This is a genomic window from Microbispora sp. NPDC049633, assembly GCF_040675265.1.
GTDB classification, from domain to species: domain Bacteria; phylum Actinomycetota; class Actinomycetes; order Streptosporangiales; family Streptosporangiaceae; genus Microbispora; species Microbispora maris.
The window spans coordinates 1-18,405 of record NZ_JBFAOO010000146.1; the positions used below are offsets into that span (position 1 = coordinate 1).

Consider the following 18,405-nt stretch of genomic DNA (forward strand, 5'->3'; position numbering starts at 1 on the left):
CCCGGTGCCGGCCCCGTACAGCACCTTCAGCCGCGCGGTCACCTCGGCGAGGTCGCCGGTCTCCTTCAGGGCCGGGGTGACATGCCGCAGCAGCGCGTCGGCGAGGTCGCGGGCGGGCCGGCGCACGCCGGTGAACGGGTCGATGCCGTGGCCGTCGAGGCCGTCCCTGGCCGACTGCCAGTACGCGGCGCGCAGTAGTTCGGGCGACGGCTCGGGTCCGGGGTCGCCGCGCTCCACCCGTTCCAGCGCGGTCATCACCAGTCCCCGTACGACCATCGCGAGCAGCGCGCTCTCGGCCGCGGTGGCGGGCACGTCGGTCACCCTGACCTCGATCGTCGGCAGCCTGGCCGAGGGACGGACGTCCCAGAAGATCGTCCCGGGGTCCACCAGCACCCCCGCCTCGGCCAGCGCGCCGGTCAGCCGCTCGTACTCCTCCAGAGAGGCGAAGTACGGCGGAGGGCCCGCCACCGGCCACTTGGTCCAGCACAGCGTGCGCCAGCTCGCGTACCCGGTGTCCCGCCCCATCCAGAACGGCGAGTTGGCCATAAGGGTGATCAGCACCGGCAGCCACGGCCGCAGGTGGTTGCCCACCAGCACGGCGCGTTCCCGGTCCGGCAGGTGGACGTGGACGTGACCCGCGCAGATGCTCTGATCGTCGTGCAGGGCGCGGTAGTTCTCGATGCCCACCTGGTACCGGGGACCATCGATGATCGGCGGCGGGACGACGTCGCCCAGCACCGGCGTGCCCGACGCCACCAGGGCGAGCCCTTCCTCGCGGGCGGCCGCCGCCACCGCCTCCCGCATCCGGCGCAGGTCCTCCTCCAGCCCGGCCACCCCGGCGTGCGGGCCTGTCTTGGCCTCCACCTGGAACAGGGTGATCTCGGTGTTCGTCCGCTCGCCCAGCGCCCCCGCGGCCCGTCCGACCACCTCTCTCGCCCGCGGCGCCGCCGCCCGGGTGGCGGGATCGACGACGACGTACTCCTCTTCCACACCCATCAGCGGACGGGCCGGGTCGAACGGCGCCGGCCCGGCCGTCACGGTCGTCGCGGCCGTCATCCGCGCTCTCCGGAGAGTCGGCTGCCCAATTCGGCGATCATGAGGAAACCGTACCGAGCGGAACCCGCTCCGTGGGGGCAAGCGGCCTTTCCGGATGGGACGCCCGTCAGCGGTGACGGTGATTGCGGCGGTGCTGCGCCTTGCCGCCGTGGCGGTGCTTCTTCCCCCGGTGCTGCTTCGCCTTGTGGTTGTACGGCTTGTCCGTCACCTTGAACTTCTGGAACCCGAAGTCGGGCAGTGTGATCGGCTTGGAGGGGTCGTCCGAGATCGGGACGACCACCACGTCGTGCCGCACGCCATCCTTGCCCTTCATGTGGTAGACGGCCTGCTTCGGCTCGCCGGCCGGCCTGGTGAGGGGAGCGGGACCGGCGGCGATCGGCATGGCCACGGGCGCGTACCTCGGCCCGTCATCCAGCCCGCCGTCCGGCCCGTCATCCGGCCCGTCGCCCGGGCCGGTGGGGCCGTCATCGGGGTTCCGGACCACCGTGTCGGGCGGCGCCGCGGCCGGTGTCACGCCGCCCCCGGACGGACCGGCGGGCGGCGCGGGGTCGGCGGACGCGGCCGGTCCGGCGATCAGGGTCGCGGCGACGGCCGCGGCGGCCAAGCAGGTGATCATGAGTCTCCCCCGAGGTCACGGATCCTACGAGGAAGACGCTAGGCAGCCGACCGGCGCCGATCACGCGGCCGGCGCCCAATGTCGGGTCAAAGCTGGAACTCGACCATTCATGGTCATCACCGGGCCGGGGCGACGAGTCCCGGCACAGCGGGTCAGGGCAGCGGGCTCAGATGCACGACCTTGGTGTGCGTCATCTCGTCGAGCAGCTCGGGGCCGTACCCGAAGCCGTGCCCGCTGGAGCCCAGCGGCTGGGCCGCGCCGCCGGGCGCCCCGCCGAAGACGGCGTTGACCTTGACCGTGCCCACCGGCAGCTCGCGCCAGGCGCGCTGGGCGTTGGCCATCGACGGGGTGAGCACGGTGGCCGCCAGGCCGTACCGCGACTCGCGGGCCAGCTCCAGCGCCTCGTCGAACGACTCGGCCACCCGCACCGCCGCGACAGGGCCGAACGTCTCCTCGCGCATGACGTCCATGTTCTCCGTGCAGTCGGCCAGCACGGTCGGCGGGTAGAAGGCGCCCGGCCCTTCGGGCACGTACCCGCCGGTCAGCAGCCGCGCCCCCGCCTCGATCGCGCCGCGTACGTGCCGGTCCACGACGTCGCGCTGGGCCCGGTCGACGAGCGGCCCGAGCGAGGTCTCCTCGTCCATGCCGGGCCCCATGCGCAGCTCCTCGGCCCGCTGCACGAGCGCGGCGAGGAACTCCTCGGCGACCGCGCGGTGGACGTAGACACGCTCGGCCGAGGTGCAGATCTGCCCGGCGTTGGCGAAGCAGCCGGTCGCGGCCTGGCCTGCGGCCCACTTCACGTCCACCCCGGCGTCCACGATCAGCGGGTCCTTGCCGCCGTTCTCCAGCAGGGTCCCGGCGCCGGTGCGCGCGGCCACGGCGGCGATGGCCCGGCCCGCGGCGGTGGAGCCGACGTGCGCGACGAGGTCGACGCCCGGGTGCGCGGCCAGAGCCTCACCCGGGTGCCGGTCCCCGGGCACCATGGTCAGCACGCCCGGCGGCAGCTCCGCCGCCATCAGCTCCGCGAGCAGCGCCCCGGTGTGCGGCGTACGCTCCGACGGCTTGTGCACGACCGCGTTGCCGGTCACCACGGCCGCGCCGACGAGCCCGCAGGCGATGGCCACCGGGTCGTTCCACGGCGTGATCACCGCGACGACCCCGCGCGGCTCGTGCACCATCAGGTCGGTGGCGTTCCACCCGCCCTGCAGGCTCCGCCCCCGGTGCAGCGGCCCCAGCTCGGCGTACTGCCGCAGCGTGCCGATCCCCGCCTCCACGCCGCCGCGGCTGTCGCCGATCGGCTTGCCCATCTCCCTGGTCACCAGCTCGGCCAGCTCGTCCGCGCGGGCCTCGATCCGGTCGGCCATGCGGTGCAGGCGGGCCGCCCGCTCGGCGGGAGCCGTACGGGCCCAGGCGGGCTGGGCACGGCGGGCCGAGTCGACCGCCCGTTCCACGTCCTCGACGCACCCCGCGGGGAAGTCGCCCACCGGCTCCCCCGTCGCCGGGTCGGCGACCGTGCGGTCCCGCTCGCTCGCGCTCGCCGTCCACTCTCCGTCGGTCAGCACCCAGCGATCCCTGTCCCGCACCCCGGTCCCCTCCCGTGCTCGCTCTGCCCGTGCTCGCTCTACCCGTGCGCGCGTACGGTTATCACCCGGCTTCCTCGACTATCCGTATACGACGGCCGAGCAGCCCCCGGCGCCACCGCCTGAGCGACGGGACGGCCGGCCTACAGCGCGGTGAAGTCGGCGAAGTCGAAGCCGGGGGACACGACGCAGCTCACCAGCACGCCCTCCGTCCCCGCCGGACGGGCCGCCTGCCAGGTGCCCGCGGGCACCACCGCCTGAGGGACCTGCCCGTTCTCCACATCAGGGCCCAGAACGACCACGTCCTCCCGGCCGGGCCGCTCACCGGCGCCGCCGAGCACGAGCGTCAGCGGCCCGCCCCGGTGCCACAGCCAGACCTCGTCCGACCGCACGGCGTGCCAGACGGACTCCTCGCCCGGCTCCAGCAGGAAGTAGATGCCCGTCGCGGTCGCCCGCGCGCCGCCGTACCCGGGAGGTTCGACGGTGGCCGCCGCCCGCCACGTCTCGCGATACCACCCGCCCTCGGGGTGCGGCAGCAGCCCGAGGGCATCGGCGATCGGGGGACGCGCCTGGACCGCCACGAACGCCCCGGTGACGTCCCTGCGCAGGAACCGGAGGGGCGCGCCGGGGGCCTGCTCGTCCACCGCGACGACGGGGTCCGCGCCGGGGAAGGCCGCGGCGGCGACCCGCAGCGCCTCCTCCTCGTCCCGCGCGGGAACTCCCGGCCCATCGGGATAGGCGTCCAACCTCATCAGCAGCACGCGGCCGATCGTACGGCAGGGGCGCCGCGGCGGGTCCGAGGGCAGAAACCGGGACCGGATGGCGCAGCGGCGGCTACCGGACGTCGAGGCCGAGCGCGGTGGCGATCGTGACGGCCTGCGGCACGTCGATGACCGCGCCCGCGATCTCGGCCGTACGCGGGTCGAGCGAGGACAGGTCGCTGCCGCGCAGGTCGCAGCGGGAGAAGTCGGCCCGGTGCAGCCAGGCGCCGGACAGGTCGGTCCCGCGGATCGTCGCTCCCGCGCACCGCGCGCCGGTCAGGTCGGCCTCCCGCATGCGCACGTCCACGAACGAGGCGCGGCGCAGGTCGGCCCCCGGCAGGCCGGTGAACGACCAGTCGCCGCCCTCGACCTTGAGCAGGTCGTAGGTGCAGCCGTCGAACACGCTGCCGACGAGCTTGCAGCCGGTGAAGGCGGCGTCGAAGAACGAGCACCTCACGAACGTGCAGTTCACGAACGCGGAGTCGGTGTGCTCCGAGACGTTGAACCGGACGTCGCGGAAGGTGCACTCGAAGAACTCCGCGCCCCGGCCCGACGCCTCGGTCATGTCCACCCGGACGAAGGCGACGTTGCGGTGGCTCTCCCCCGACAGGTCGCGGCCGTCCCAGTCCTCGGAGTCGATCGTGCTGTCGGTCGGCGCGGCGGGCCTCCCGTACGGACGGTCAGCCACGGCTGCCTCGATGGGAACGCATGCGCCGACAGTATCGCCCAGCCCGGCGTTACATGATCGTTACGGAATCGGTCGCACAAAACAGCGGTTTCACACGTTCCAAGTCAGTGCAAACCGCTGTGAAACACCCCTATGAGGAGTAGACCGTGAACACCCTCCGGCGGGCGGCCCACGTCACACTCTCCGTCGCCGCCATCGCCGTCGCTACGGCCTGCTCGGCGGGAGGCACACCCACTCCCGCCGCATCAGTCACTGGTGCGGCCGGTACCGCCACTCAGGCTCCGGCCGCTCAGGCCACCCGGGACGCGTCCACGGCGACGGCGGCGAGCGCCCCGCACGCCGCGTCCGGGACGGTACGCAAGGCGGGCAAGCCGAAGCTCGGCATCGCCGACATCACCCCCATGGGTGAGAAGGTCGAGCGGGTCGGCGTCGGTTTCCCGATCATCGTCACCTTCGACCGGACGGTCCGCGACCGGGCGGCCGCCGAAGCCGTGCTGCAGGTCCAGGCCGAGAAGCCGGCCGAGGGCGCGTGGCGCTGGGTCTCCGACCGCAAGGTCGTCTATCGCACCAAGACCTACTGGAAGCCGCACCAGAAGGTCCTGTTCACCGCCAGGCTGAGCCAGATCCCCGGCAACCAGGCCGCCAAGGACGTCTCGCGCCGCTTCGCCGTCGGCACCGCCAACATCTCGGTGGTCGACACCAAGAGGCACGTGATGAAGGTGCGCCGCGACGGGAAGCTCGCCAAGACCATCCCGATCAGCGCGGGCCGCGGCGGCCTGCGGCGGGGCGGCGTCGACGTCTACCTCACGACCACCGGCGTGCACCTCGCGATGGGCAAGAAGCGGGTCGAGACGATGACCTCGTCCTGGCTCGGCGTCACCGACCCCAAGGACCCGCTCTACTACAAGCTGGAGATCCCCTGGGCGGTCCGGATCTCCGACAGCGGCGAGTACGTCCACCAGAGCGCGGGCGACTACCAGTTCCTGGGCAAGTCGAACCAGAGCCACGGGTGCGTGCGCGCCACCCCCGCGGGGGCCAAGTGGTTCTACGGCATCAGCCAGCGCGGTGACGTCATCCAGGTCACCGGCACCAAGCGCAAGCTCGACTGGCGTAACGGCTGGAGCTACTGGCAGCTGAGCTGGAACCAGTGGAAGCGCGGCAGCGCGCTGCCGGCCGGCTCGGCGTCGGCCTCCGCTACTCCCACGCCCTCGGCCTCCCCGACGGCCGCCGAGGACGCCCTGCAGGGATAGGCCGTCCGCTCTCCACGGCGCTTCCACCCCCGGTCCGTACGACCCCGGGTGGGAGCGCCGCGTGCTTTCTCCGTCGAGACTCAGGCCGTGCGGGTCGTCCAGGACTCCACGGTCGCTTCGGCGATGGTCTGTATGCGCCCGCCGTACGCCGCGTGCCCGTCGGACACGAAGCTGCCGTCCCCGCACGGCATCCCGGAGAAGCCCGCGCGGAAGGGCCCGGGGGACACGCCCTGCGGGAGCGGGGCGTACGCCGCGAAAGGCGCCATGTCGTAGCCCGACCGCACCCCGTGCTTGTTGCGCGCCACCTGATGCGCCGCCACGCGCAGCAGCGCGTCGAGGCCCTTGTCCAGATAGAGCTGCAGCATGCGGAACTGCACGTCGAGGTGTTTCTCGTGGCCCCGCGAAGGGTGCTGCAGGAGATACGCGCAGACCACGACCGCGTGCCACTGGTACATCCGGGGATCGGCCTGTTCCTCGGCCAGGATCGCGTAGTAGTAGTCCACGCACTCGCCCAGCGGACCGGCGGCGGCGCCGCAGTCGCACTGGCGCATACCGGAGCTGTGCGTCATGGCCCGCACCCTAGGCGACCGGCGACGGCCACGTCGACGCCATTTCCTCCGGAGCTCCGCCGGCGACGCCTCTGACGCCCGAATGCTTCCCCCCATGTCACGGGTTCAGAGAGCACTGCTCTTGACAGACACGCGCGCCAGAGAGAGCATCGCTCTCACTAAAGAGCACATATCTCGATTGGAGACGTCCGTGTCGCTGCTCTATTCGGGCCCGTCCCCCGCCGTCCTGCACGAGGAGTACGCCGCACGGGGACGCGTCGACCCCGACGCCCAGCTGATCTCCTCCTCCCACCTGGTCGTGGACGTGGCCGCCGACCGCGTCTGGGAGGTCATGGCCGACCTGCGGGCGTGGCCGTCATGGGCCTCCCGCATCCGGATCACCGAACTCGGCGAGGTGCGTCCCGGCGCGTCCTTCCGGTGGAGGCTGAACGGCGTGCCCCTGCGGTCACGGTTCGCCGTGGTCGAACCGGCACGGGAACTCACCTGGACGGGCACCTTCCTCGGCCGCTACAGAGCGGTGGACCGGCACGTCCTGGAGTCGCTGGAGGACGGGGGCACCAGGATCACCGTCGAGGAGTCGCTCGCCGGCCCGCTGCTGCCGCTCTTCTACCGGGAGCCGATGCTCAGGGCGAACCACGAGCGGTGGCTCTCGGATCTCGCCCGCGCCGTCGCCTGAGCCGTACGGCGAACGTAGAAATACCGAAAAAGCCGGAATTTGCTTTTTATAGCTATTTCCTCATACGCCGATGGCCTGTGGAAAAAGTCGACGGGGGTCGCCGGGCGATGCTTTGATGAGCAGTGGAACAACAAACGCCGGGCAAAGGGCATACAAATGCTTAAGATGCTTCTCCAGCACATGGCGACGCTGCTCGACGCCGATGATCTGCATCTGGGCGACGACTTACACGCGCTCGACCAGGATGACGACTCGGACGAAACGGAAGATCTGGATGACGACTTCTGACGTTTTCCCGCAAATCTTCCATAGATGAGAAAGCCCCCCAAATGACGTTCACACTGCATGACGTACGCTCTCGGACATACAAGGCACGCGACGCCTGGTGGACCGTTTTCCTGGTGGATCCCCTGGCCGGCAGGCTGGTGGTGACGACCGCCAACCGCACGTCCGTCACCCCGAACCAGATCACCTGGGGCGCCTTCGTGCTCGGTCTGGGCTCGGCCTGGTGCTTCCTGCGGGCCGAGTGGCCGTGGCTGGTCGCCGGGGCCGTCCTCTATCACGTGAGCTTCGTCCTCGACTGCATGGACGGGAAGATCGCGCGGCTCAAGGGGACGGGGACGGTCCTCGGCGGCTGGCTCGACTACGTCTTCGACCGCATCCGCGTGCTGGCCTGCACGGCCGCCCTGATGTGGGGGCAGTACGACGCGACGGGGCAGGACGTCTACCCGGCCCTCGGCATCGCCGTGGTGTTCCTCGACATGCTGCGTTACGTCGACGCCCTGCAGATCGCGAAGGTCCGCCGCCAGATGCGCCGGGCGCTGCGACAGGCCTACGAGGAGTCGGCGGGCGGCGGTCCGGTCGCACTGCCGGCGTCCCTGTCGCACGACGACCTCGACAACGACCCCGACGAGATCAGGATCCGCCTGACGGACGCCGTGGACCTGCAGCAGGAGTTCCGCGACCGCTTCTCCTGGTATCCCGGCCTGCGCGAGTGGCTGCGTGAGCACCGCATCCGCACGCACCTGGTCAGCGGCATCGAGTTCCAGATGGCCGTGTTCATCATCGGCCCGCTGACCGGCGCGGTCATCCCGGTCACGATCGGCGCGGCCGGCCTGCTGCTGTTGTTCGAGGCCGCCATCATGTACAAGCTCGTGCTGTCGTCGCGGGACCTCAAACGCGCGCTGGCCACGATCCGCTCGTCCGCCGAACCGTCCGTCTCGGGCAGCCCCGCCGGTTGATCGTCCCCGGCCGTATCCGCGCCGGTAGAGGTGCCCTCACCTGGGGTAGCGGTGGGGACATGACCGAACGCGAGGAACCCGCCGGCCTGCCCGATTCCGATCACCGCCGTCCCGAAGGGCTCGACGACGTCACCGTCGACGCGCTGGGCAGGCTCAGCAAGGCGTTGGAGACCATCCACCGGGTCAGAGGCCATCTGTACGCCTTCCACCAGCTCACCGGGACGGCGGACTTCGAGCTCGACAACGCCGTACGGCTGCTGCGGCAGGCCGGGCACGACAAGTGGGCCGACCGGATCGAGCGCGAGCTGATCGGCCGCAACGTCATCCAGGGCCGCTGGACCTTCCAGATCGTCGAGGAGTACGACGACGGCTACTACGCGACCTTCCAGGAGCTGGAACGTCAGGCCCGCAACGAGCTGGCCGGAGGCATCCGGCACCTCTACGAGGCCGAGCTGAAACAGCAGCGGCGCACACCCGGACAGCCTGGCCACGAGACCACACCCTGAGCCCCGGGCCGCCCATCGGCGTCTCAGGTGGCGGCGACGTGGTGATCGGCCTGTCCGCCGAGGAGGTGCTCCCGTCCCCACTCGCCGAGCGGCGCCAGTGCCTCGTTCAGCGCGACGCCGAGCGGGGTCAGGGAGTATTCGACGCGCGGCGGCACCTCGTCGTAGACCTCGCGGTGCACGATGCCGTCGGCCTCCATCTCCCGCAGGTGCGAGGCGAGCACCTTCTCGGTCACGCCGGGGAGCATCCTGCGCAGCTCGCCGAAACGGCACGCGCGCTCGTTCAGCGCCCAGAGGATCGAGCTCTTCCACTTCCCGCCGATCACCTCCATCGCGGCGTCGATGCCGCATCCGGACGCTCCGGGACGCCGTGCGGTCCGCATGCCCCACCCCCTCCTGGCTGCTCGCTCACCCCGGGGTAAGCACCCACTTGGAAGTGCGTACTTGATCGGCTCGGGGCTCGTGACCAGCCTAATCGGCATGACCCACAACGCTGAGAAGTCTCCGCTGTCCCTCCTCGGGCTGGGCGCGATGGGCGGCGCGCTCGCCCGCGCCTGGCTCGCCGCCGGGCACCCCCTGACCGTCTGGAACCGCACCCCGGGGAGGGCCGAGGCGCTGCCGGGCGCCCGTGTCGCCGCGACCGCCGCCGAGGCCGTGGCGGCGAGCGATCTCGTGGTCGTCTGCCTGCTCGACCACGCCTCGGTCGGCGAGGCCCTCGCCGACGCCGACCTGTCCGGCAAGGACCTGGTCGACCTGACCACCGGCACCCCGGAGGAGGCCCGGGCCCGCGCGCGGTGGGCCGGGGAGCGCGGCGCACGCTTCCTGGACGGCGGCGTCATGGCGGTCCCGCCCATGATCGGCGCGGCGGGCTCCGGCGCCTACGTCTTCTACAGCGGCTCCCGCGAGGTGTTCGAGGCCCACGCGGGCACGCTGGCCGTACCCGCCGGCACCGTCTACACCGGCGAGGACCCCGGGCTCGCCGCCCTCCACGACGTGGCGCTGCTGAGCGCGATGACGGGCATGTTCGCGGGGGTGGCGCACGCCTTCGCGCTCGTCCGCGAGGAGATCCCCCCGAAGGGCTTCGCCGACCTCGTCGTGGGCTGGCTGACGGCGATGGCCCCGTACGCGTACGGCGTCGCCGACCACTTGGACAGCGGCGACTACACGAAGGACGTCACGTCCAACCTGGCCATGATGGTCCGGGGCAACGCGACGATGCTGCGGACGGCGGAGGAGCAGAAGGTCAGCCCCGAGCTGCTCACGCCGTTCATGACCCTGATGGAGCGGCGGCTCGCGGACGGCCATGCCGACGAGGGCACCACGGGGGTGATCGACCTGCTGCGGGCCCCCTGATCTGCCCCTGCCTTGTCCCCCTGCCCTGGCCGATCACGGTGGAAAGTTATCCTCGCAGGAGGATGCCGACCGCGTCGTTGCGAGGTGAGGCCGTGACCGAACGCAAGCCCCTCGGAGTGAGCTTCGAGTCGTGGATCGACCGGCAGATCCGCGAGGCCACCGAGCGTGGCGAGTTCGACGATCTGCCGGGCGCCGGCAAGCCCATCCCCGGCCAGGGCAAGCCGCACGACGACATGTGGTGGATCAAGCAGAAGATGCGGGCGGAGAACCTGTCGTTCCCGCTGCCGGGGACGCTGGCGCTGCGCAAGGAGGCCGAGGAGGCGAGGGCGGAGGCGCTCGGCGCGCGCACCGAGGCCGAGGCGCGCCGGCTCGCCGAGGAGATGAACGTCAAGATCCGCGACAGCTACCGGCGGCCCCTGTCCGGTCCGCCCGTCGTGCAGCCGCTCATCGACGTGGACGAGATCGCCGCCGAGTGGCGGGCCCTGCATCCGGCCGCCGAGAGGAAGCCCGCCCCCGCGGCTGCTCCGGAGAGGCGTGCGAAGCGCTCCTTCCTCCGGTGGTTCGGCCGCCGCTGACTCGCCCGGTCCAGGACCTGACGAAAGTCAGGTGAGGACCTCCCGATCGCCCGCTGTGCCGCCCCTCCGTCCGCTCTTACCGTCGTTACCCGCCGAACGGAAAGCTCGGAAGGGAAACACGGTGCGGATGCGCAGGATCGCCGCGACCGCCGGCCTGGCCGGTGTGCTGCTGCTCATGACGGGGACGACGGCGAACGCCGCGACCGGGACGACAACGGGGACGACGACGGCGACGACGGTGGACACCGCGACGCGGACGACGGGCCCGGCCGGACAGCCCGGCCTGACCACGGAGTCCGTCGACCGGTACGTGCGCGACTACATCAGGCGAACGGACCTGCCCGGCGCGGTGGTGACGGTCGTCAAGGGCGACCGGGTCGTGTACGCCGCCGGCCACGGCCACACGGCCGGCGGCGAGGCGATCACCAAGGACACCCCGATGCCGCTCGCCTCGCTGTCCAAGTCGTTCACGGCCCTCGCGGTGCTGCGCCTGGCCGACGAGGGCAGGATCGACCTCGACGCCCCGGTCCGCCGGTATCTGCCGGAGTTCACCATGGCCGATCCCCGGGCTCAGCGGATCACCGTACGGCAGCTGCTCCAGCAGACCTCGGGCATGAGCGACCGGACCTTCCCCGACATGACGCTTCCCGCGCCGGACGATCTCAAGGGCGCCGTCGCGATGCTCGGGACGGCGCCGCTGGCGGCGGCGCCGGGCACCCGGATGATGTACCACAACCCCAACTACTCGGTCGCGGCACGGCTGGCCGAGGTGGTGTCGGGCAGGCCGTTCGCCGATCTCATGGCCGCCACGGTGTTCACGCCGCTCGGCATGGCGTCCACCCGCACGGTGGACACCACCGAGGACCTGCCCGGCGCGGCCGCCGGCTACGTCCGCGCGTACGGCCGGGTGATCGAGCGCGCGCACCCGAAGTGGTTCGTCAACGGCTCCTACGGCGTCGTCAGCACGGCGGACGACCTGGCCAGGTGGCTCAGCACGCAGACCGGCGCCGGCCACGTCGTCTCCCGGGACCTCGTCGAGTCCACCCAGACCCCGTCCGGTGTGGGCGGCAGCACCTACGGCATGGGCTGGGCGGCCCAGCGGACCCCCGGAGGAGCGCCGATGCTGCGGCACACCGGCTGGCTGCTCACGCACAACTCCGCACAGACCGTCCTGCCCGGCAGCGGGTACGGCATCGCGGTCGTCACCAACACGGGGATGATCTCGGGCGACGACGCGCTGATCATCAGTGACGGCCTGGTCGACCTGATCGAGGGACGGACCGGCACGGACGCCGCGCCCTTCACGACGTCGGTGGACCCCTGGCTGGGCGTGTTGTCGCTGCTCAACCTGGGTCTTGGCCTGGCCGGGGTCGTACGCGCCCCCCGCTGGACCCGCCGTCGCACCGGCCGGCCCGCGTGGCGGATGGTCGCGCGGCTGGCGCCGTACGCGCTGCCCGTCGCGTTCTACCTCGGGCTGCCGGCACTGGCCACGGTGGTGCTCAACCGGGTGGGCACGCTGGACCAGTTCACCTATGTCTGGCCCGCGCTGTACGTCTGGGCCGTCACCGGAGCGCTGGCCGCCGTCGCCGTCGTGGCCGCCCGTCTCGTCCACGCCGTACGGTCCCGGCGGCGGGCCGTTGGTAACGTCCCGGCATGAGCAGCGGTGAGCCGGGGACGATCCGCGTCCTGCTGGCGGACGACGAGGCACTGATCCGGGCCGGTATCGCGGGCATCCTGGCGACGGCCGGCGACATCGAGGTCGTCGCCGAGGCGGCCGACGGGCACGAGGCCGTCGACCTCGCCCTGCGCCACCGTCCCGCCGTCTGCCTGCTCGACGTCCGGATGCCGCGCCTCGACGGCCTGGCGGCCGCCGCCGAGCTGCGCCGCGTCCTCCCCGAGGTCGCCGTCGTGATGCTCACGACGTTCAACGAGGACGACTACGTGACGAGCGCGCTCGGCTCCGGCGCGTCCGGCTTCCTCCTCAAGTCGGGCGATCCACGCGAACTGATCGCGGGGGTCCGCGCCGTCGCCGCCGGCGGCGCCTATCTCTCCCCCACCGTCACGCGGCGGGTCATCACCCGCCTCCGTGCGCGCCCGCTCGGCACGGAGGCCGCCGCCCGCGCTCTGGTGGCCGAGCTCGGCGAGCGTGAGCGGGAGGTGCTCGCGCTGGTCGGGGCCGCCCTGTCCAACGCCGAGATCGCCCGGCGCCTGCACCTCGTCGAGGGCACGGTCAAGGGGTACGTCAGCCAGATCCTCGCCCGTCTCGGCCTCCGCAACCGGGTCCAGGCCGCGATCCTCGCGTACGAGGCGGGTCTCGTGCCCGAGGCTCCGCTCGACCGGAGGGCGTGAGGCGGTGCGCGCGTACCGTCTCCTCGACCTCGGTGTCTGGCTGGCCGTGTCCGCGCCGCCGGTCGCGTCGGTCGTCGACGACGTCCGCGACGGCGCCCTCGGCGGTGTCCTCAGCGGGGTCCACGATGGCGTGCTCATGGGCGGCGACGTGCGGCAGGTGGCGGCGGCGGCCGTGGCCGTCCCGCTGTTCGCGGCCGCCACGGCGGTGAGTCGCAGGTGGCCGCTGGCGGCGCTGGCCGTACCGGTGGCGGTGAGCCTGGCCCTGGACGCGCAGATGGTCGGTCCTCTGCCCTGGACGTGGGCGGCGCTGGTGGTCTTCGGCTACCTGGCCGGGCACCGGATGGCGAGCGCCCGCCCGGCGCTGTGGTTCTTCGCCGTCGTCGCACTCGCCGGGCTGCCGCTGTCCGCGCTCGTCCTGCGCGACCTGTGGGGCTGGCCGACACAGCTCGCCACGTTGCTGCTCTCGGTCGTCACACCCTGGCTGCTCGGCCGATGGCGCCGCCAGCACATCGAGCTGGTCCGCACGGGCTGGCGGCTCGCCGACCGGCTGGAGCGTGAGCAGCAGGCCGTCGCCGACCGCGCCCGTCTGCGGGAGAGGGCGCGCATCGCGGGCGACATGCACGACTCGCTCGGCCACGATCTGACGCTGCTCGCGGTGCGCGCGGGCGCGCTGGAACTCGATCCCGGCCTCGACCCCCGGCAGCAGGCGGCCGTACGCGAACTGCGTGAGGCCGCCGCGGCCGCCACCGAGCGGCTCCGCGAGATCATCGGCGTGCTGCGCACGGACGACGAAGGTGCCGACGTGGCGCCGCGTGAGGAGAGCGTGGAGACGCTCGTCGAGCGCGCCCGCGACTCCGGCGTGCCGATCGTCGCCGAGGACCTGGGCGGCACCGGCGACCTGGCTCCGATGACCTCGCTCGCCGTGCGCCGCGTGCTCCAGGAGTCCCTGACCAACGCCGCCAAGCACGCTCCCGGCGCGACCGTACGCGTCGCTCTCGCGTCCGACGACGGCGTCGTCACGCTCCGCGTGGCCAACGACCCCGCCCCGGCGGCCGCCCCGCCGGACGTCGCCTCGGGTGGTTCGGGGCTCGTCGGGCTGGCGGAACGGGTGCGGCTGGCCGGCGGCGTCCTGCGGGCGGGCCCGGCCCCCGGCGGGGGTTTCGAGGTCACCGCCCGACTGCCCGTCGACGGCGTGCGCGCGGACGACGGGCACCCGCGGGCGGCGGGCCCCGGCACGCCCGCGACCACGTCGGCGCGGGAGCTCGACCTCGCCCGGCGGCGGGTGCGGCGGCGGCTGGTTCAGACGGTCGTGATCCCCGTGGCCGTGCTGACCGGGATCTTCGTGCTCCTGATCCCCCTCAGTTTCGTCAGCTCGTCGTTCTCCGTCCTCGACCCCGCGACGTACGAACGGCTGAAAGTTGGCGAACCACGCGGCGACGTGCTGTCCCGGCTCCCCGCGTTCACCAGGGACGGCCCGCCGGACGGCGCTCCCGCTCCGCCACAGGCCCAGGACTGTGCGTACTACACCGTGGAGGCCGATGCCGCCCGCGCCTACCGTCTGTGCTTCGCCCGCGGCCGGCTCGTCTCGAAGGCGGTCGTCCCCGGGCCGTGACGTGGCGGGGCCGTGACGTGCCGGGGCCGTGACGTGGCGTTAAGCAAGATCCAAGCCGCTTCCAGGTTCGTGCCGCCATCCTCCTGACGTAGACGGCGTCCGCCGTCGGTGGACAGGAACGCGACTGGTGGGCGCCACTACGTCGCGAGACGATCAAGGGGGCTCACGTGGCCGATGCTCTCGCCCGCTTCCGGTGGCCGGCGGCCCCGCCCGGAAGCGCGGACAACCCGCTGGGCGACGTCTTCTGCGTGTCGTTCTTCCACGGGCTGGACCCCGCCGAGGTCGCGGACCGTCTCGATCCCGCCGGAGCACCGGTGCGGTCGATGACCTTCGGCGAGCTCGACGACGAGGTCGCGGAGTTCGTCGAGGGGACCGACGGCGGCTACGGCGGCGGATACGTCGGTGTCACCCGGATCGGCGAGTGGAGCGTGGCGGTCGAGTTGTGCGGCTGGCACACCGCCCTGGGCGAGAACCTGGCGCGCCTCTCGCAGGGCTGCGAGGCGGTGGCCGTCGGACGCCACGACTACGCGGAACACAGCTTCCTGTACGCCGTGGACGGCGAGATCGTCACCGCGTTCACGCCGCACGCGTCGGTCAACCGCTGGGGCGGCGACCCCGATCGGCTGAAGGAGCCGATGCGCAGGGTCGGGCTGCCGCTGACCGCCACGGCCGGAAAGGCGGCCTGGGACGTGCGGTGGGACGACGCGCTCCCGAAGGCGTTCGCGCTCGCCGCCAGGATCACCGGGGTGACCCTCACCGCGGACTCCTTCGCCGGGCCGCTGCTGGTCGCCTCCGTCACCGAGTGGTCCCAGGTCTAGGTCTGTTGTCGGTGTCCTGTCGGGGGGCTCTGCTACACACGAGGCATGACCTCACCCGCCGCCCAGCAGCTCGGCATCGTGCCGTCCGTGTTCGCCGTCCAGCACCTGCCGCAGGCGACGTTCCCCGAAGACGACGACTGGATCGCGCTCGTCCGCGCCCCGGAGGGCCTCACGGTCATCCGCGAGGCCTGGCCGACGGGGTCCGGCGATCGGTGGATCGGCCTGTACGGCGGGGGAACGGGACACGACCTGGACGTCCCGGGCATGCTCGCGGCCATCGTCGGCCCCCTGGCCGAGTCGGCCATCCCGGTGTTCGTCGCCTCGACCTTCCACGCCGACCTGGTCCTCGTGCCCGAGCCGAGGATCAAGGAGGCGGTCGCCGTCCTGGAGGAGGCGGGGCACCGGGTGGACACCCGCCACCTGCGCTCGCCCGGCTCCTGACCGTCAGCGGAATACCCGGGATGCCGGAATGCCGGGATGCCGGAATGCCGGGTCACGGCATCAGGGGCAGCTTTCCCACGATCTTGTCCACCCGGTTGCGCGGCCCGACCACGCTGACCGCGTAGTAATCGACGTCGCCGGCCGCGGTCTCCTTCATCGTGGCGAGGTAGTCGGCGTAGACCCGCGTGTGCTGGGCCGCGGCGGGCATGTCCGCCACGAAGCATCCGGCGGACGCCGCCGCCTTGGCACGGATGGCACGGAGCGTGGCGGCGTCCGCGGCCAGCACCGAGCACCCTGCCCAGGGCAGGCCCGGGTGCGCACCGCCGTCGGCGTCCACCGCGTCGTCACCGAGGAGCCCGGTCACCGCCGTAGAGGTCGCCGCGGCCACGCAGACGGCGGCGTTCACGGCACGGCCCGCGGGAAGGTCGCCGTCGACCACGATCACCCATTTGAGGCGGGCCGCCCGGGTCGGGAGGGCCGGGTCGATCTCCTCGGGGGCGAACCCGACACCCGTTGTCGCTCCTTCATCGGCTGTCATTCCGTTCCCCTATCCATGCGTTCGGACGTACGCCGTTGATGCTAGGCATCCGTACGATTAGCCTGCAACAAACCCGTACTTGTATCGATCGAAGGGGCTCAGCGGCGGGCATGGACGAACTTGATAAGGCGATCCTGGCGGAACTCCAGTCGGATGCACGGAAGACCAACCGTGACGTCGCCGCCGCGGTCGGGGTCTCACCGACCACGGCACTCGACCGTACGCGGGCGCTCCGGCAGCGCGGCGTCATCCGGGGAGCGATCCTCGACGTCGACCTCGCGGCGATCGGGCGTCCGGTCCAGGCCCTCATCGCCATCCGCGTACGTCCCCCCTCGCGGCGCAACATCGAGGGCTTCCGCAACTGGGTCAGCGCGCTCCCCGACACCCTGGGCGTCTACGTGACGACCGGCACGGAGGACTTCATCGTGCACGTCGCCGTGCCGGACAACGCCAGCCTGTACGCGTTCGTGATCGACAAGCTCACCGAGCGGCCCGAGGTCGCCGACGTCCGCACGTCGATCGTCTACGAGCACATCCGCAACACCCGGATCGGCCCGGCCGGGCCGTGATCCGTTCTTCGGCGGCGCCAGTGACGGTGTGAGTCCGGCGGGCGCCCTCCGGCTCCGGTCCGGCCTTCCGGAAATCCGATTGCCAGTCCTCCCGGGGCTGCGAATACTCCTCTTGGTCATCCGTACGGCGATATCGAACGACGAGGTGGGTTAGCACCGTGGGGACGAGGTTGCGGAGGCTGCACGCGGACGGGCGGGAGTTCGCGTGGACGGCGCAGATCAACCACGTGGCAGGCGAGCGTGACTGTCACCGATGCGTCCGCCTCCGCGTCTGGGGTGCCGGGAAGAACAGCCGCGTACTCCAGGCGGATCTGTTGTCCACGGCCGTCCTGCCGTGGGGGTGCGCGACCGACGGCGCCTACCCGACGCCGAAGGATGTGCGCAGAGTCGTCGACTACGCCATGACGCATGGGTGGGACCCCGACCTCGCCGGCGGGACCTTCTTCCTGAGTGAGAGCGAACACGCCGCCGAGTTCGAACTGGACGATTTCCTTCTCACCGATCGCCTTTTGGACGACAGGGCGCCGGATCCGACCGAGCGGGTGTTCCGCGCCCGCGACAAGCGTGAGAACGGTGAGGCCGCGCCTGTGCCCGACCGACAGGACAAGGTCGTCTGATCGGGCGCCGATAACTACTATTGATCACCGCGTGCACGGTGTCGTTCAGCTTCTCCCGGGCGCGGCCACGAGAGCGCGGTGGGCGGTGGTTCGTCTCCCGCCGAGTCCCGGTGCGCACGGGCGATTGAGGGGGGTGACCCGGATGGGCCTGGACATCGAGAGCCGGTCGTCCGACTCGCCGTACGTCGAGCGGGTGTGGCGGAGCAGCAGCCGTGACGTCGAGCAGATGACGGCGATTGCGACGGCGCATTGGGATCTGGTCTTCTGGGAGCATCGCGGCCAGGTGAGCGCGTCCGTCCAGGGGCCGGAGTCGAAGGCGAGCTCGGCCCCCGTTCCCGAGGAGGCCACGTTCTTCGGGATCAGCTTCTCTCTCGGCACGTCGATGCCCCACCTTCCGGCCGGCCGGCTCGTGGACGGTTCGGCGGAGATTCCCGATGTGACCCGCAGGTCCTTCTGGCTGAAGGGTTCCACCTGGCACCTGCCCGACTACGACAACGCCGAGGCCTTCGTCCAGCGGCTGGTGCGCGAGGGTGTCGTGGAGCGCGACCCGCTCGTCGCCGCGGTGGCCGGCGGCGCGTCGCCGGACGTGTCCG

The 18,405-nt window shown here is 72.0% G+C and carries 22 protein-coding genes; 14 read left to right on the forward strand and 8 right to left on the reverse strand.

Translation table 11 applies throughout. The annotated features are described in order from the left end of the window. The 5 genes from AB0J39_RS28765 to AB0J39_RS28785 all read right to left on the reverse strand — a co-directional run. Positions 1-1,056, reverse strand: a 1,056-nt coding sequence (locus AB0J39_RS28765; RefSeq protein WP_363470118.1) for a glutamate--cysteine ligase, incomplete at its 3' end; no start/stop codon positions are given. A 106-nt stretch (positions 1,057-1,162) separates the two neighbouring features. Then, complete coding sequence (locus AB0J39_RS28770; RefSeq protein WP_363470120.1) at positions 1,163-1,672, reverse strand: hypothetical protein; 510 nt, start codon at positions 1,670-1,672, stop codon at positions 1,163-1,165. 152 nt (positions 1,673-1,824) lie between these two features. After that, positions 1,825-3,234: an aldehyde dehydrogenase family protein gene (locus tag AB0J39_RS28775; RefSeq protein WP_363470123.1), complete on the reverse strand. Its 1,410-nt coding sequence runs from the start codon at positions 3,232-3,234 to the stop codon at positions 1,825-1,827. 161 nt (positions 3,235-3,395) lie between these two features. After that, positions 3,396-4,004 carry a cupin domain-containing protein gene (locus AB0J39_RS28780; RefSeq protein ID WP_363470173.1) on the reverse strand — a complete coding sequence of 203 codons (609 nt, stop codon included), beginning with the start codon at positions 4,002-4,004 and terminating at the stop codon, positions 3,396-3,398. An 82-nt stretch (positions 4,005-4,086) separates the two neighbouring features. Beyond that, entirely contained in the window at positions 4,087-4,701 is a 615-nt protein-coding gene (locus AB0J39_RS28785) for a pentapeptide repeat-containing protein (RefSeq protein ID WP_363470126.1), read from the reverse strand. Positions 4,702-4,847: 146 nt separating this feature from the next. Between AB0J39_RS28785 and AB0J39_RS28790 the strand changes: the two genes are divergently transcribed. Further along, positions 4,848-5,951 carry a L,D-transpeptidase gene (locus tag AB0J39_RS28790; RefSeq protein WP_363470128.1) on the forward strand — a complete coding sequence of 368 codons (1,104 nt, stop codon included), beginning with the start codon at positions 4,848-4,850 and terminating at the stop codon, positions 5,949-5,951. Between the two features lie 80 nt (positions 5,952-6,031). On the opposite strand, the gene AB0J39_RS28795 is transcribed toward AB0J39_RS28790, so the two are convergent. Then, the gene (locus AB0J39_RS28795) at positions 6,032-6,520 is read right to left on the reverse strand and encodes a DUF5946 family protein (RefSeq protein ID WP_363470131.1); all 489 of its coding nucleotides are present in this window, start codon (positions 6,518-6,520) and stop codon (positions 6,032-6,034) included. Positions 6,521-6,710: 190 nt separating this feature from the next. Between AB0J39_RS28795 and AB0J39_RS28800 the strand changes: the two genes are divergently transcribed. The 3 genes from AB0J39_RS28800 to AB0J39_RS28810 all read left to right on the forward strand — a co-directional run bounded on the left by AB0J39_RS28800 (position 6,711) and on the right by AB0J39_RS28810 (position 8,943). After that, entirely contained in the window at positions 6,711-7,196 is a 486-nt protein-coding gene (locus AB0J39_RS28800) for an SRPBCC family protein (RefSeq protein ID WP_363470133.1), read from the forward strand. Positions 7,197-7,597: 401 nt separating this feature from the next. Continuing rightward, positions 7,598-8,437 (forward strand): CDP-alcohol phosphatidyltransferase family protein, encoded by an 840-nt coding sequence (locus AB0J39_RS28805; protein ID WP_363470136.1) that lies wholly within the window; start codon positions 7,598-7,600, stop codon positions 8,435-8,437. A gap of 59 nt (positions 8,438-8,496) precedes the next feature. Then, positions 8,497-8,943, forward strand: coding sequence for a hypothetical protein (locus tag AB0J39_RS28810; protein WP_363470139.1), 447 nt, complete (start codon positions 8,497-8,499; stop codon positions 8,941-8,943). A gap of 23 nt (positions 8,944-8,966) precedes the next feature. Here AB0J39_RS28810 and AB0J39_RS28815 read toward each other — a convergent pair whose 3' ends face one another. Next, positions 8,967-9,323 carry a helix-turn-helix domain-containing protein gene (locus AB0J39_RS28815; RefSeq protein WP_363470142.1) on the reverse strand — a complete coding sequence of 119 codons (357 nt, stop codon included), beginning with the start codon at positions 9,321-9,323 and terminating at the stop codon, positions 8,967-8,969. A 97-nt stretch (positions 9,324-9,420) separates the two neighbouring features. On the opposite strand from AB0J39_RS28815, the gene AB0J39_RS28820 reads away from it, so the two are divergent. The 7 genes from AB0J39_RS28820 (at position 9,421) to AB0J39_RS28850 (ending at position 16,088) form a co-directional block, all read left to right on the forward strand. Beyond that, the gene (locus AB0J39_RS28820) at positions 9,421-10,293 is read left to right on the forward strand and encodes an NAD(P)-binding domain-containing protein (RefSeq protein ID WP_363470145.1); all 873 of its coding nucleotides are present in this window, start codon (positions 9,421-9,423) and stop codon (positions 10,291-10,293) included. Positions 10,294-10,385: 92 nt separating this feature from the next. Next, entirely contained in the window at positions 10,386-10,868 is a 483-nt protein-coding gene (locus tag AB0J39_RS28825; protein ID WP_363470148.1) for a DUF1992 domain-containing protein, read from the forward strand. Positions 10,869-10,995: 127 nt separating this feature from the next. Further along, positions 10,996-12,525 carry a serine hydrolase domain-containing protein gene (locus AB0J39_RS28830; protein WP_363470176.1) on the forward strand — a complete coding sequence of 510 codons (1,530 nt, stop codon included), beginning with the start codon at positions 10,996-10,998 and terminating at the stop codon, positions 12,523-12,525. Beyond that, positions 12,522-13,217, forward strand: coding sequence for a response regulator transcription factor (locus AB0J39_RS28835; protein ID WP_363470151.1), 696 nt, complete (start codon positions 12,522-12,524; stop codon positions 13,215-13,217). The genes AB0J39_RS28830 and AB0J39_RS28835 overlap by 4 nt, the downstream gene beginning before the upstream one ends. A 4-nt stretch (positions 13,218-13,221) precedes the next feature. Further along, positions 13,222-14,829, forward strand: a complete 1,608-nt coding sequence (locus tag AB0J39_RS28840; protein ID WP_363470153.1) for a histidine kinase — start codon at positions 13,222-13,224, stop codon at positions 14,827-14,829. Between the two features lie 167 nt (positions 14,830-14,996). Beyond that, entirely contained in the window at positions 14,997-15,647 is a 651-nt protein-coding gene (locus tag AB0J39_RS28845) for a DUF6461 domain-containing protein (protein ID WP_363470156.1), read from the forward strand. A 45-nt stretch (positions 15,648-15,692) separates the two neighbouring features. After that, complete coding sequence (locus AB0J39_RS28850) at positions 15,693-16,088, forward strand: ACT domain-containing protein (RefSeq protein ID WP_363470159.1); 396 nt, start codon at positions 15,693-15,695, stop codon at positions 16,086-16,088. 52 nt (positions 16,089-16,140) lie between these two features. Here the strand turns inward: AB0J39_RS28850 and AB0J39_RS28855 are convergent, their stop codons facing one another. After that, positions 16,141-16,626: a DUF2000 domain-containing protein gene (locus AB0J39_RS28855; protein WP_363470162.1), complete on the reverse strand. Its 486-nt coding sequence runs from the start codon at positions 16,624-16,626 to the stop codon at positions 16,141-16,143. 110 nt (positions 16,627-16,736) lie between these two features. On the opposite strand from AB0J39_RS28855, the gene AB0J39_RS28860 reads away from it, so the two are divergent. The 3 genes from AB0J39_RS28860 to AB0J39_RS28870 form a co-directional block, all read left to right on the forward strand. Continuing rightward, positions 16,737-17,195 carry an Lrp/AsnC family transcriptional regulator gene (locus AB0J39_RS28860; protein WP_363470165.1) on the forward strand — a complete coding sequence of 153 codons (459 nt, stop codon included), beginning with the start codon at positions 16,737-16,739 and terminating at the stop codon, positions 17,193-17,195. A gap of 158 nt (positions 17,196-17,353) precedes the next feature. Then, the gene (locus AB0J39_RS28865; protein ID WP_363470168.1) at positions 17,354-17,812 is read left to right on the forward strand and encodes a hypothetical protein; all 459 of its coding nucleotides are present in this window, start codon (positions 17,354-17,356) and stop codon (positions 17,810-17,812) included. 142 nt (positions 17,813-17,954) lie between these two features. Next, positions 17,955-18,405 (forward strand): hypothetical protein (locus AB0J39_RS28870; RefSeq protein WP_363470170.1); only part of this gene is annotated, 451 nt, incomplete at its 3' end.

Excerpts from the sequence above, each read along its gene's own strand:
- AB0J39_RS28830 (WP_363470176.1), top strand. The coding sequence starts at position 10,996 with ATGCGCAGGATCGCCGCGACCGCCGGCCTGGCCGGTGTGCTGCTGCTC.
- AB0J39_RS28780 (WP_363470173.1), bottom strand. The coding sequence starts at position 4,004 with ATGAGGTTGGACGCCTATCCCGATGGGCCGGGAGTTCCCGCGCGGGAC.
- AB0J39_RS28770 (WP_363470120.1), bottom strand. The coding sequence starts at position 1,672 with ATGATCACCTGCTTGGCCGCCGCGGCCGTCGCCGCGACCCTGATCGCC.
- AB0J39_RS28820 (WP_363470145.1), top strand. The coding sequence starts at position 9,421 with ATGACCCACAACGCTGAGAAGTCTCCGCTGTCCCTCCTCGGGCTGGGC.
- AB0J39_RS28850 (WP_363470159.1), top strand. The coding sequence starts at position 15,693 with ATGACCTCACCCGCCGCCCAGCAGCTCGGCATCGTGCCGTCCGTGTTC.
- AB0J39_RS28815 (WP_363470142.1), bottom strand. The coding sequence starts at position 9,323 with ATGCGGACCGCACGGCGTCCCGGAGCGTCCGGATGCGGCATCGACGCC.
- AB0J39_RS28855 (WP_363470162.1), bottom strand. The coding sequence starts at position 16,626 with ATGACAGCCGATGAAGGAGCGACAACGGGTGTCGGGTTCGCCCCCGAG.
- AB0J39_RS28860 (WP_363470165.1), top strand. The coding sequence starts at position 16,737 with ATGGACGAACTTGATAAGGCGATCCTGGCGGAACTCCAGTCGGATGCA.
- AB0J39_RS28810 (WP_363470139.1), top strand. The coding sequence starts at position 8,497 with ATGACCGAACGCGAGGAACCCGCCGGCCTGCCCGATTCCGATCACCGC.
- AB0J39_RS28795 (WP_363470131.1), bottom strand. The coding sequence starts at position 6,520 with ATGACGCACAGCTCCGGTATGCGCCAGTGCGACTGCGGCGCCGCCGCC.
- AB0J39_RS28835 (WP_363470151.1), top strand. The coding sequence starts at position 12,522 with ATGAGCAGCGGTGAGCCGGGGACGATCCGCGTCCTGCTGGCGGACGAC.